Annotated in this window: 13 protein-coding genes; 7 read left to right on the top strand and 6 right to left on the bottom strand. The window is 69.6% G+C overall.

Annotated elements, in window-relative coordinates; genetic code table 11:
• The first annotated feature begins 3 nt into the window (after positions 1 to 3).
• The 4 genes from ACMGER_RS03555 (at position 4) to ACMGER_RS03540 (ending at position 4,993) form a co-directional block, all read left to right on the top strand.
• Positions 4 to 1,515, top strand: a complete 1,512-nt coding sequence (locus tag ACMGER_RS03555) for an efflux transporter outer membrane subunit (RefSeq protein WP_436811663.1) — start codon at positions 4 to 6, stop codon at positions 1,513 to 1,515.
• A complete protein-coding gene (locus tag ACMGER_RS03550; protein ID WP_436810736.1) occupies positions 1,515 to 2,909 on the top strand; it encodes an efflux RND transporter periplasmic adaptor subunit in 1,395 nt (464 codons plus the stop codon). The genes ACMGER_RS03555 and ACMGER_RS03550 overlap by 1 nt, the downstream gene beginning before the upstream one ends.
• A gap of 1 nt (position 2,910) precedes the next feature.
• Positions 2,911 to 3,627 (top strand): ABC transporter ATP-binding protein, encoded by a 717-nt coding sequence (locus ACMGER_RS03545; protein WP_436811662.1) that lies wholly within the window; start codon positions 2,911 to 2,913, stop codon positions 3,625 to 3,627.
• Between the two features lie 157 nt (positions 3,628 to 3,784).
• Positions 3,785 to 4,993 carry an ABC transporter permease gene (locus ACMGER_RS03540; RefSeq protein ID WP_436810735.1) on the top strand — a complete coding sequence of 403 codons (1,209 nt, stop codon included), beginning with the start codon at positions 3,785 to 3,787 and terminating at the stop codon, positions 4,991 to 4,993.
• Positions 4,994 to 5,045: 52 nt separating this feature from the next.
• Here the strand turns inward: ACMGER_RS03540 and ACMGER_RS03535 are convergent, their stop codons facing one another.
• Complete coding sequence (locus tag ACMGER_RS03535) at positions 5,046 to 5,669, bottom strand: nucleotidyltransferase family protein (protein ID WP_436810734.1); 624 nt, start codon at positions 5,667 to 5,669, stop codon at positions 5,046 to 5,048.
• Entirely contained in the window at positions 5,656 to 6,573 is a 918-nt protein-coding gene (locus ACMGER_RS03530; RefSeq protein WP_436810733.1) for an XdhC family protein, read from the bottom strand. Before ACMGER_RS03530 ends, ACMGER_RS03535 begins: the two co-directional genes overlap by 14 nt.
• A gap of 126 nt (positions 6,574 to 6,699) precedes the next feature.
• Between ACMGER_RS03530 and ACMGER_RS03525 the strand changes: the two genes are divergently transcribed.
• Both ACMGER_RS03525 and ACMGER_RS03520 read left to right on the top strand, forming a co-directional pair.
• Positions 6,700 to 7,740 carry a glycerophosphodiester phosphodiesterase gene (locus tag ACMGER_RS03525; protein ID WP_436810732.1) on the top strand — a complete coding sequence of 347 codons (1,041 nt, stop codon included), beginning with the start codon at positions 6,700 to 6,702 and terminating at the stop codon, positions 7,738 to 7,740.
• Positions 7,741 to 7,749: 9 nt separating this feature from the next.
• Complete coding sequence (locus ACMGER_RS03520) at positions 7,750 to 8,046, top strand: hypothetical protein (RefSeq protein ID WP_436810731.1); 297 nt, start codon at positions 7,750 to 7,752, stop codon at positions 8,044 to 8,046.
• A gap of 92 nt (positions 8,047 to 8,138) precedes the next feature.
• Here the strand turns inward: ACMGER_RS03520 and ACMGER_RS03515 are convergent, their stop codons facing one another.
• Positions 8,139 to 8,924, bottom strand: coding sequence for an esterase/lipase family protein (locus ACMGER_RS03515; protein WP_436810730.1), 786 nt, complete (start codon positions 8,922 to 8,924; stop codon positions 8,139 to 8,141).
• Positions 8,870 to 9,556 (bottom strand): TIGR02117 family protein, encoded by a 687-nt coding sequence (locus tag ACMGER_RS03510; protein WP_436810729.1) that lies wholly within the window; start codon positions 9,554 to 9,556, stop codon positions 8,870 to 8,872. Before ACMGER_RS03510 ends, ACMGER_RS03515 begins: the two co-directional genes overlap by 55 nt.
• Positions 9,557 to 9,580: 24 nt before the next feature.
• Here ACMGER_RS03510 and phhA point away from each other — a divergent pair, with 24 nt between their 5' ends.
• Positions 9,581 to 10,456 carry a phenylalanine 4-monooxygenase gene (phhA, locus tag ACMGER_RS03505; protein WP_436810728.1) on the top strand — a complete coding sequence of 292 codons (876 nt, stop codon included), beginning with the start codon at positions 9,581 to 9,583 and terminating at the stop codon, positions 10,454 to 10,456.
• Positions 10,457 to 10,668: 212 nt separating this feature from the next.
• Here phhA and ACMGER_RS03500 read toward each other — a convergent pair whose 3' ends face one another.
• Positions 10,669 to 11,574: a 50S ribosomal protein L11 methyltransferase gene (locus ACMGER_RS03500; RefSeq protein WP_436810727.1), complete on the bottom strand. Its 906-nt coding sequence runs from the start codon at positions 11,572 to 11,574 to the stop codon at positions 10,669 to 10,671.
• On the bottom strand, positions 11,571 to 12,269 hold the full coding sequence (locus tag ACMGER_RS03495) for an SDR family NAD(P)-dependent oxidoreductase (protein WP_436810726.1): 699 nt from the start codon (positions 12,267 to 12,269) through the stop codon (positions 11,571 to 11,573). The genes ACMGER_RS03500 and ACMGER_RS03495 overlap by 4 nt, the downstream gene beginning before the upstream one ends.
• Between the last annotated feature and the right edge of the window lie 118 nt (positions 12,270 to 12,387).

Below are 12,387 nucleotides of genomic sequence, written 5' to 3'. Positions count from 1 at the left end.
ATGATGCCGCGTAGCCTGCTCATCATCCTGTCCGCCTCGACCGTGCTCGCCGGTTGCGCGGTGGGGCCCGACTATCGGCCGAAGACCGCCGACCAGCTCGGCGTGCCCGGCGCCTATTCGGTGCCGGCGGACAGCGCGCAGCGCGAGGACCTGACGCAATGGTGGACGCGCTTCGACGATCCGCTGCTGCAGCGGCTGGTCGCCAGCGCCGCCGCCACCAACCTCGACGTGGCGCAGGCGGTGACGCGGCTCCGCCAGGCGCGCGAGGCGCTGGTGCAGTCGCGCGCCGACCTGCTCCCCAGCGTCAGCGGATCGGCCGGCTATTCGCGCAACGTCAACATCCGCGGCGGCACCGGCACGATCACGCTGCCCGACGGTACCGTCACCACCATCTCGCGCAGCGCGAACGACAGCTTCTCGATCGGCGCGGACGCATCCTACCAGGTCGACCTGTTCGGCGGCGTCCGGCGGGGGATCGAGAGCAGCCGCGCGCAATATCAGGCGTCCGGCTACGACTATGCGTCGGTGCTGATCTCGACCCAGGCCGAGATCGCGCGCAACTACATGCTCGCGCGGCAGGCGCAGGCGAACCTCGCCAATGCCAGGGCCTCGCTCGCGATCCAGGACGACAATCTCCAGATCGCGGAGTGGCGCGTGCAGGCGGGGCTGGTCTCCTCGCTCGACCAGGAGCAGGCGCGTTCGCAGCGGGCGCAGACCGCCGCCTCGATCCCGCCGATCGAGCAGAGCTACAATTCGGCGGTGTCACGCCTCGCGGTGCTGACCGGCCAGGCGCCGGGTGCGCTCAAGGGCGAGATGGAGGCGATAAGGCCGATCCCGAAGGGACCGGAGACGGTCGGCGTCGGCATCCCGGCCGAGACGTTGCGCCAGCGCCCCGACGTGCTCGCCGCCGAGCGCAACCTCGCCGCCACGACCGCCGAGATCGGCGTCGCCAAGGCGCAGCTCTATCCGGCGCTGCGCCTGACGGGCAGCATCGACACCAACGCCAACGCGATCGGCGCGATCGGCGACATCATCACCGGCAGCGTGTTCGCCGGGCTCAGCCAGCTCATCTTCGACGGCGGCCGCGCCCGCGCGCAGGTGCGCTCCAGCGAGGCGGCGGCGGACGGGGCGCTCTATGCCTACAAGGGGACGGTGCTGACCGCGCTCGAGGACGTCGAGAACGCGATCGTCGCGCTCAATGCCGCCGAGGCGCGCGAGCGCGAGTTCGCGGTGGCGCTGGATGCGGCGAACAATACCGCGATCCTCTCGCGCAGCCAGTATCAAGCCGGGCTTACCGACTTCACCACGCTCAACCAGGCCGAGGCGTCGCTGCTCTCCGCGCGCAACGGGCTCACCCAGGCGCAGGCCGACCGCGCGACCGCGCTCGTCCAGCTCTATGTCGCGCTCGGCGGCGGCTGGAACAGCGCCGCCGTCCCCGAAGCGCCGTCTCCCGGCTCGCCGCAGGGCACCGTCTCGCTGGGGACTCCCCCTTCGCCACCGCTGCAGGACCGCTGATGGCTACCAACACCGCAGAGCTCAACGACTTCCTCGGCGCCAAGCCGGTGCCCGCCTGGCGGCGCTGGGCGAAATGGGCGGTGATCGCCGTAGTCCTGCTGCTGCTCGCGCTGCTCGTCTCGCGCTGCGTGTTCGGCACCGCCAGCACGCCCAAGTTCGAGACCCAGGCGGCGCGGCAGGGCAACCTCACCGTCACCGTCTCGGCGACGGGCAAGCTCGCGCCGACCAATCAGGTGACGGTCGGCTCGCAGCTCTCGGGCCTGGTCACCAAGGTGATGGTCGACGTCAACGACCGCGTCACCGCCGGCCAGCCGCTCGCGCTGATCGATCCCGAGCAGATCGACGACCAGATCCGCCAGGGCGAGGCGCAGATCGCCGCCAACCAGGCGCAGGTCCGCGTCCAGCAGGCGACCGTCGCCGAGGCGCAGGCGCAGCTCCGCCGGATGGAGGAGGTGTCGCGCCTGTCCGGCGGCCGGGTGCCGGCCAAGACGGAGATGCAGACGGCGCAGGCCAATTACCAGCGCGCGGTCGCCTCGCTCAGGGCGTCGCAGGCGGCGGTGACGCAGGCGCAGGCGCAGCTCGCCCAATCGCGCACCCAGCGCGCCCGTGCGGTGATCGTCTCGCCGGTATCGGGGGTGGTGCTCGCGCGCCAGGTCGATCCGGGCCAGACCGTCGCCGCCTCGTTCAACACGCCGACGCTGTTCGTGATCGCCGAGGACCTTTCGAAGATGAAGCTCGAGGTCGCGATCGACGAGGCCGACGTCGGCCAGGTCAAGCTGGGGCAGAAGGCGCAGTTCACCGTCGACGCCTTCCCAGGCAAGACCTTCCCGGCGATCATCACCCGCGTCGACCTGGGATCGAACCTGACGGTCGCCAACGCGACCTCCTCGTCCTCCTCCTCGACCAGCTCGACGTCGAGCACCCAGGGGCAGGTCGTGTCCTATGCCGCCGACCTCACCGTCGCCAACCCGACGCTGGAGCTGCGGCCCGGCATGACCGCGACCGCCGACATCGTCACTACCGAGAAGAGCAACGTGCTGCTGGTGCCCAATGCGGCGCTGCGCTTCCGCCCGCAGACGGCGAGCGCGAGCCAGTCTGGCGGCGGCATCACCGGCGCGATCGGGATGCGGCCGCGCCGCTTCGGCAACCGGGCGCAGCGCGAGGTCACTACCGATCGCGGCGCGCAGCAGACGATCTACGTCAAGGACGAGCAGGGCAATCCCAAGCCGATCCAGATCACCACCGGCGACACCGACGGCACCGTCACCGAAGTGACCGGCGGCGGGCTGAAGCCCGGGATGCAGGTGATCACCGGCCAGCTCTCCGGCGACAGCGGCGCCGCCGCCAAGAGTCAGCCGCGCCAGCGCTCGGGCGGTCCGGGCGGCGGTGGCTGACGTGGCCGGTGATCCGATCATCTCGCTGCGCGGGGTCACCAAAACCTATGGCGAGGGGCCGACGGCATTCCAGGCGCTGAAGGGCGTCGACCTCGACATCATGGGCGGCGATTTCGTCGCGGTGATGGGGCCGTCGGGCTCGGGCAAGTCGACGACGATGAACATTCTGGGCTGCCTCGACGTGCCGACCGAGGGGACCTTCCTGTTCCGCGGTCATCGTGTCGAGGCGCTCGACCGCGACCAGCGCGCGCTGCTGCGGCGGCGCTACCTCGGCTTCGTGTTCCAGGGCTTCAACCTGCTCTCGCGCACCAGCGCGCTCGAGAATGTCGAGCTGCCGCTGCTCTACCGCGGCGAAGACCGCAAGGCGCGCCACGACGCAGGCATGGCCGCGCTCGATAAGGTCGGACTCGCCGAATGGTGGGACCATACCCCCGCGGAGCTTTCGGGCGGCCAGCAGCAGCGCGTCGCCATCGCCCGCGCGATCGTGACCCAGCCCGCAGTGCTGCTCGCCGATGAGCCGACCGGCAATCTCGACAGCGAACGCTCGATCGAGATCATGGAGCTGCTCACCGATCTCAACAGGAACAGCGGCATCACCGTCCTCATGGTCACGCACGAGCCCGACATGGCGGCGTTCGCCCGCACCGTCGTTCATTTCAAGGACGGGCTGGTCGAGCGGATCGAGGCGCGGCACCGGCAGGGAGCGCCGGTGACATGACGGCGATTCGGACAAAATTCCCTCTCCCGTTGGGAGAGGGAGGGAGCCGCCCAACGGGCGGCGGAAGGGTGAGGGTGACTCGCGGAGAGCGTTTCGCGCTCACCCTCACCCCGCGTCGCCTCCGGCGACTTGCCCCTCTCCCAAAGGGAGAGCGGTTATGATCGGCACGACCTTCGTCCTCGCGATCCGGTCGATCCGGCGGCATCTGCTGCGCTCGTTCCTGACCATCCTCGGCATCGTCATCGGCGTCGCCGCGGTGGTGACGATGGTGACGCTGGGCAAGGCGACCACCGCGGCGGTGCAGAAGCAGATCGCCGCGCTCGGCACCAACGTGCTCCAGATCCGCCCCGGCCAGGGCTTCGGCCGCGGCGGCGGCGGGCCGCGGCCGCCCGACTTCGAGCCCGAGGACGTCGAGGCGATCCAGCGCCAGATCACCGGCGTCACCGCGGTCGCCCCGCAGGCGCAGTCGACCGCCACCGCGATCTACGAAGGCTCCAACTGGTCGACCACGATCAACGGCACCACCAACGCCTATTTCCAGGTCCAGCCCTGGCCGATGCGGCAGGGCCGCACCTTCACGCCGATGGAGGAAGCGGCGGGCAAGGCCAGCTGCATCATCGGCAACACCGTCTACACCAACCTCTATCGCGGCGGGCGTGCGGTCGGCACGCGGATGCGGATCGGCGGCATCTCGTGCGACGTGATCGGCGTGCTCTCGACCCGCGGCCAGCAGGGTTTCGGCGGCGACCAGGACGATGTCGTCATCATGCCGATCAAGGCGGTGCAGCGCCGCTTCACCGGCAACCGCAACATCCGCCTGATCCTGGTCGGCGTCGACCAGGCCTATTCGACCGCCACTGTCCAGGCCTCGATCGAGGACCTGCTGCGCGAGCGGCGCAACATCACCCAGGGCAAGGACGACGACTTCAACATCTTCGACACCAAGCAGATCAGCGACACGCTGACCGGCACCACCAACCTGCTCACCGGCATCGTCGCGGCGGTGGCGGCGATCAGCCTCGTCGTCGGCGGCATCGGCATCATGAACATCATGCTGGTGTCGGTGACCGAGCGCACGCGTGAGATCGGCATCCGCCTGGCGATCGGCGCGGTGGCGCGCGAGGTGCTGATGCAGTTCCTGGTCGAATCGATCGTGCTGTCGATGCTGGGCGGCGTCATCGGCCTGGTGATCGCGCAGATCGCAGTGATCGTGATCGCGCCGCTGATGCAGGTCGACTATCTGTTCGATCCGCAGATCAACTTCATCGCCTTCGCCATATCGGCGCTGATCGGCGTGGTGTTCGGCTATTTCCCGGCCCAGCGGGCGGCGGCGCTCAACCCGATCGACGCGCTGCGCCACGAATAGCTCCTCTATCCGTCATCCCGGCGAAGGCCGGGATCTCGTGCCGTATCGCACCCTAATGTTCGGCGCGATCGTGGCCCAGCCCGTCGTCATCCAGGCCATAGAGCGCGCGCAGCCGCTCCAGGTCCTCGACGGTGTCGACGTCGACCAGCTCGGCCTCCGATGTGATGACGTGGTGCGCGCGGGCGATCATCTGTCGCGCGCCCTGGTCGCCTTCGAGCCGCATCAGCGCGTCGAAATGGTCGCGCCCGAACAGCGCGGGCGGGCGCGGCCGCACGCCGTCGCTGGAGGCGAGGATCGCGCCCGGCCCGCGCGCATAGTCGAGCAGGCGGTAGATGTGCGCGGCGGTGACCCGCGGCATGTCGGCGAGCGCGACGATCACCGCCTCCGCTCCGGCGTTGCGCGCCGCCTCGATCCCGAAGCACAGCGAGCGCGCCATGCCGCGCTCCGGTTCCGGGTTGGTGACGACCTCGTAGCCGCGCGCCGCGAAATCGACGACGGTGCCGGACACCACCGCGATCCGGCGCTTGAACGGCACGGCTTCGAGCGCGGTCACGACATGGAGCGCGAGCGGCTTGTCGAGGAACTCCTCGGCGAGCTTGTCGCGGCTGGCGCCGTCGAAACGGAGCGAGCGGCCGGCGGCGAGCAGGACGAGGGCGGTGTCTTCAGCGGGGATCATGGAAGGCCTTCACCATGGCGGCAGCGATCGAAAGCGCGATCTCGGCCGGCCCGACCGCGCCGATGTCGAGCCCGACCGGCCCGTCGATCCGCACGAGATCGGCCTCTCCAACGCCCGCCGCGGCCAGGCGTTCAAGCCGGGCGGCGTGGCTCCGGCGCGATCCCAGCGCGCCGACATAGCCGGTCGGCGCCCGTAACGCGGCGATGAGGGCGGGATCGTCGATCTTGGTATCGTGGCTCAGCGTCACCACCGCCGTCGCCGGATCGGGGGCATAGGCGGCGATCGCCTCGTCGGGCCAGCGGTCGTCGAGCGCGATGCCGGGAAACCGCTCCTCGGTCAGGAAGCGGGCGCGCGGGTCGATCACTGCCGTCTTCACCCCCAGCTCGCGCGCCATGCCGGCGAGCGCCTGCGCGATCTGCACCGCGCCGACGATCAGCAGCCGGCGCGGCGGATCGTAGCGGTTGGCGAACCCCGCTTCCAGCGGCCTGAGGCTGCTCTGGCCGCTGGCGAGATCGGTGATGACGGTGAGTGGCCGTCCCTCGGCACGCGCCTCGTCGATGCGGTCGAACAGCTCGGGGTCGAAGCCCTCCGCCGATACCGGCTGCACCAGCACCGCGATCTCGCCGCCGCACGGCAGTCCGACGTCCCAGGCCGCGGCATCGGCGACGCCATAGGTCCTGAGCACCGCCGGCGCGCCGGCGATCACCTCGGCGGCGGCGGTGAGGATGTCGGTCTCGACACAGCCGCCCGACACCGATCCCTCGAACCGTCCGTCCCGGTGGACGATCATGTGCGAACCCCTCGGCCGCGGCGCCGATCCCCAGGTCGACACCACGGTGGCGAGCGCCATCGGCGCCCCCCTCCACGCGCGGGCGGCGGCAAGGACGCTGTCGTTATCGGCCATGGTTCATGCGGCCTTCGGGCACGGCGTCATACGCCTGACTCCTGACGGTGGAATGGATCGGTCTCGCCCCGGCACATAGGCCGCGCCAACGCTTGGAGATAGGTTGGTTTCCTGATGACAATGATGATGCGATCGCTCCGCCTCGGCAACATCCTCCTGCTGGCATTGCTCGCCGCGCCGGTCCAGGCTGGCGCGATGGACAGCCCCAACCCCATCGTCATCGCCCATCGCGGCGCCAGCGGCATGAGGCCCGAGCACACGCTCGCCGCCTACGAGCTCGCGATCGCGCAGGGCGCCGACTTCATCGAGCCCGATCTGGTCCCGACCAGGGACGACGTGCTGGTCGCACGGCACGAGAACAACATCACCGACACCACCGACGTCGCCGGCCATCCCGAATTCGCCGACCGCAAGGCGACCAAGACGATCGACGGCGTGACGATGACCGGCTGGTTCACCGAGGACTTCACCCTGGCGGAGCTCAAGACGCTGCGCGCGAAGGAGCGCCTGCCGCAGCTCCGCCCGGACAATGCGAAATACGACGGCCGCTTCGAAATCCCGACCTTCGCCGAGGTGATCGCGCTGGCCAAGCGGCACCATGTCGGCGTCTATCCCGAGACCAAGCACCCGACCTATTTCGCCGCGATCGGCCACCCGACCGACGACCTGCTGCTCGCCGAGCTCAAAAAGGCCGGCTGGGACCGCGCCGACGCGCCGGTGTTCATCCAGTCGTTCGAGGTGAACAACCTGAAGCGCCTGCACGGACAGACCAAGGTGCGCCTGATCCAGCTGATGGACGCGGAGGGCGGTCCGGCCGACGGCGCCGTGCCGAGCTATGCCGCGATGGCGACGTCCGCGGGGCTGAAGGCGATCGCCGCCTATGCCTATGGCATCGGCCCCAACAAGGACATGGTGGCGAAGGGCGACGGCCCGCCCTCCAGCCTGGTCGCCGATGCCCATGCCGCGGGGCTCAAGGTCCATCCCTGGACCTTCCGCGCGGAGAATGTCTTCCTCCCGCCGTCGCTGCGCACCGGCCCCGATCCGCGCACGCATGGCCGCATCCGCGACGACATCGCGCGCCAACTCAAGATCGGCATCGATGGCTTTTTCACCGATTTTCCGCTAGATGGCGTCGAGGCCCGCGACCATTTCGTCACCGGCCACTGAGGATGTCCAATGCGTAAGTTCGTGCTTCTCGTGCCGCTGGCCGGCCTCGTGACCGGCGGCTGCGTCGCCAAGGCGGCGTGGGACGTCGCCACGCTGCCGGTGAAGGCAGGGAGCCAGGCCGTCGACTGGTCGACCACCAGCCAGGAGGAGGCCGACCGCAACTACGGCCGCAAGATGCGCAAGCAGGAGGCGGAAGAGGGCAAGCAGCGCAAGAAATGGGAAAAGCACTGCAAGAAGAACCCCGACGACTCCAATTGCGCGCAATACACCGGCTACCAGGCGGGCGATCCGACCAGCCAGAACTGATCCTTAACCCCCTCTCCCGTTGGGAGAGGGAGGGGCCCGCTCGGCGGAGCCGAGTGGGAGGGTGAGGGTGACTGCCGCCACCTCAGCCGCCCTCACCCTCCCGCGCTTTCGGCGCTCCTTCCCTCTCCCACGGGGAGAGGAACAGTGTTGCCCAGCACCTTCGCTATCACCACCAGCACGTCCGGATTGAGCTGTACGCCGACGTGGCTGCTCACCACTTCGATCGCCGCTTCCCCCTCGATCCGGCAGGCGAGCCCGTTCACCAGCCCGTCGGACGCGCTCCAGATCGCGGTCGCCGAGACCGGCAGCGGCCGCGCGATCTCCTCGCGCAGCGCCGCGACACGCGGATCGTCGATGCGCTCGCCGGTCAGCCACTCGAAGGTCCGCCACACGTTGGTCGCGCGCGGATCGCCGGCGAAGGGCGAGCTCACCGTGATCACCTCGCGCACCAGATCGGGCCGGCGATGTGCCGCCAGCCGCGCCATGATCCCGCCGAGGCTCACTCCGATCAGCGTCACCGGCGCCCCTGCCTCCACCGCCACCGCCTCGATCCGCGCGAACAGCCGCTCGCCCTCCGCGCCGATCGTCCGCGCGCCGAAGTTGCGCCCCAGCGTCCATGGAACGGCGCGATAGCCGAGCCGGTTGAGGTAGCCCCTGAGCGCGAAGTTCGACCGGTCCGAGTTGAACAGACCGGGCAGCACCAGCACCGGCCGCCCGTCGCCGCGGGGCACCGCCTTGAGCCGCCGCTGCGCCCCCGCCAGCCGCGCCGCGTTGATCGCACCGCGCGGCCATTCGCTGATCCACAGCCGCGCGGGCGGCGGCTTCAGCCGCGGGGCGCCGGCAGCCACGCCATCACCGTCACGGGAAAGGGCGTCCATGCGCCCATCCTGACCCCAGCCGCACGCAGCGCCTCGCCGGTCCAGCCGTTGCAGGTGCGGATCGCGCTGTAGCGGCCGCGCGCGGTGTAGAAGACGTCATAGGCGCCATAACCGAAGCGATGGCGCGCCTGTTCCGCGAAGGTCGCGCGGATGAACGCGGCGAGGCGGCGATATTCCTCGGGCCGCAGCATGATCGAACGCACGCCCGGCCCGACGCGCGGTTCGGGAATCGCGTCGACGTGCACCACCGTGGAGTCGCTGCCGATCGCGCTGCGCAGGACGAGGCGCGGGCTCACGTCCCACCAGGTCGGCGTGTTGAGATAGAAGTCGCGGTCCCCCCAGCCGAAGCTCCGCCAAGCGTAGCCGGCATAGCGCGGATCGCGGAAATGCTCGGGCCGCACCAGATCGCTCCAATCGATCCCCGCCGCCGACACCGGCACGACGATGCCGGTGTGCACGCCATTGTCCTCGACATAGATGCGCACGCCCTGCTCCGGCGGGCGCCAGCCGCGATTCGCCGGGATGCTGCCGCCGACCAGCCCGGCCGCGGCATAGGCGAATACCATCAGCAGGGCCGCGATCGCCGCCCGGCCGAGCCATGTCGCGATCCGTCGCCCGCCACTTCGTTTCATCTGCAACTATGCTATGCTCGCGCGATGGCCGAAGACACCCATGTACTCGATTCCCCGCCGGAAGGCGCTGCCGCCGATTGGACGATCCCGCAGGACTGGCAGCATTATACCGCGGAGGAGCACGCCACCTGGGACACGCTGTTCGCCCGCCAGGCGAAGCTGCTCCCCGGCCGTGCGTCCGAGGCGTATCTGCGCGGGCTCCACGCGCTCAAGCTCTCCGACGGCGGCATCCCCAATTTCGAGGAGCTGTCGGAGCGGCTGACGAAGCTGACCGGCTGGCAGGTGGTGGCGGTGCCCGGGCTGGTGCCGGACGACGTGTTCTTCGATCACATGGCCAACCGCCGCTTCGTCGCGGGCAATTTCATCCGCCGCCCCGACCAGCTCGACTATCTCCAGGAGCCGGACGTCTTCCACGACGTGTTCGGCCATGTGCCGATGCTCGCCGACCCGGTGTTCGCCGACTATCTCGCCGCCTATGGCCGCGGCGGCCTCAGGGCGCTGGAGCTGGGCGCGCTCAAGCAGCTCGCCCGCCTCTACTGGTACACGGTCGAGTTCGGCCTGGTCGCCGAGCCGGAGGGGCTGCGCATCTATGGCTCGGGCATCGTCTCGAGCCATGCCGAATCGCAGTTCGCGCTCGACGATCCCAGTCCCAACCGGATCATGTTCGACCTCAAGCGCGTGATGCGGACCGAATACCGGATCGACGACTTCCAGCAGAACTATTTCGTCATCCCGAGCTTCGACGAGCTGCTGCGCGTGACGGTCGAGACCGATTTCGCGCCGCTCTATGCGGAGATCCTGCCGCTCCCCGACATTCCGGTCGGCGAGATCGTCGCGGGCGACGAGGTGATCACCCACGGCACCCAGGCCTATGCACGGGAGAGAGCGGCTCAGGTGTGAGCCGGTTTTTTGCGCGAAAGCGCGAAGACGCGGGGCATCGCCTGTGCCGCTCGTCTCGCGTCAGCGAGACCTTCCGATATTCGTGGGGTGCGACAAGCCTGAAGGCCGCGGGCGCGGTCGACGGCGCGGCAGGCGATATTTCTCCGCGCCTTCTGCGCCTCTGCGCGAACCTCCTATCTCCTTCTTCTTTGCGCCTTCGTGTGAACAAAAAATCAGCGCCGCCGCTTCCTCAGCCGCAGGATCGTCCAGTCCCCCCGCTCGATCCGCCCCGCCACTCGGCAGCCGTGCCGGCGATAGGCACGGGCGACCGCGTTCGCCTGGCTGGTGAGGAGTCCCGCCAGCACGATCTGCCCGCCCGGCGCGGCCAGCGCGGCGAAGTCGGCGGACATGGCGATCAGTGGTCCGGCGAGGATGTTGGCGATCACCAGGTCATAGGGCGCCCGCGCCAGAACCATCGGATCGGCGGCGCCATTGGCGATGGTCAGTGCCAGCTCCCCTGCGCGAAGGCCCAGCGGAACGCCGTTCACCGCTGCATTCTCCTGGGTGACGTCGATCGCCACCGGATCGATGTCGGTCGCGGTGGCATAGGCGCGCGGCCACAGGTGCATCGCGGCGAAGGCGAGCAGGCCGGTGCCGGTGCCGAGGTCGATGAAGTTGCGCACCACCGCGCCCTGCGCCCGGATCGCCTCCAGCATCATCAGGCAACCCGAGGTGGTCTCGTGCGTGCCGGTGCCGAAGGCGAGCCCCGCCTCGATCCGGAACGTCTTGGCGCCCGCCGGCACCTCGCGCTTGTTGGTGCCGGTGTGGACGTAGAAACGTCGCGTCGCCACCGGCTCGATGCCGGCCTGGCTCAGCGTCACCCAGTCTTCGTCCGCCAGCTTCTCGATCACCGGGGCAACACCGCCTGCACTCGGCACCAGCGCGCGGAGGCTGGCGATCGCCGCCTTGCCGGGCTTCGCCTCGAAATAGGCATCGAGCTGCCACGCGTCCGGATCGTCGACCACGCGCTCGCTGGTCATCAGCACCGGCACCGGCTCGATCGCGGCGAGCACGTCGCCGATCTCGATCGCCTCAGCCTCGGCGCGGGTGCAGGGGAGAGACAGCTTCCAGCTCGTCATCGCACGTAGCTCGCGCCGTTGATGTCGATCACCGCGCCGGTCATCGACGGCGGCGCCTCCAGTGCCAGGAACCGCGCCGCCTCCGCCACCTCGGCCGGCTCGGCGACCCGCCCGAGCGGGATGTCGGCCAGCAGCCTGTCGCCGCCCCGGCTCGCCAGATAGTCGTCGGCCATGCCGGTCATGGTGAAGCCCGGACAGATCGCGAAGGCAAGGATGCCGTCCCGCGCATAGCCGCGCGCGATCGTCTTGGTCATCGCGACCATGCCGGCCTTGGATGCGGCATAATGCCAATGCGCCGGCGAATCGCCGCGATAGGCGGCGCGGCTGGCGACGTTGACGATGCGGCCGCCTGCATCCCGCTCCTGCCAATGACGCACCGCGAGGCGGCAAAGCTCCGCCGCGGCGGTGAGGTTGATCCGCATCGTCCGCTCCCAGCCCGCGACCCAGGCGTCATGGTCGCCGTCCAGCGAACTGGCCTCGAATACGCCGGCGTTATTGACGAGCACGTCGATCCGCCCGTCGAGCGTCTCGATCGCTTCCGCCCAGAGCTGCCGGGGCGCGGCGGGATCGGCGAAGTCGGCGCGGATGCCGCTCGCGGTGCCGTGACCGACGCAGCGCACGCCCGGCCGGTCGAGCGCATCGGCGATCGCCGCGCCGATGCCGCGGCTCGATCCGGTGAGGAGGATGTGGGTCATCGCCTCCTCTCTAGAGCCTGTCCGAGCGAAGTGGAATCGTGCTCCTGCGAAAACAGGAGCCTTGGAAACAAGGGTATCGCCAGCGGCCCGAGCTCCTGCCTTCGCAGGAGCACCGACA

The sequence above is a fragment of the Sphingomonas astragali genome, from assembly GCF_051400615.1.
GTDB lineage: Bacteria > Pseudomonadota > Alphaproteobacteria > Sphingomonadales > Sphingomonadaceae > Sphingomonas.
The sequence above is the reverse complement of the archived record's forward strand: the minus strand, read 5'-3'. Positions and strand labels throughout refer to the sequence as shown.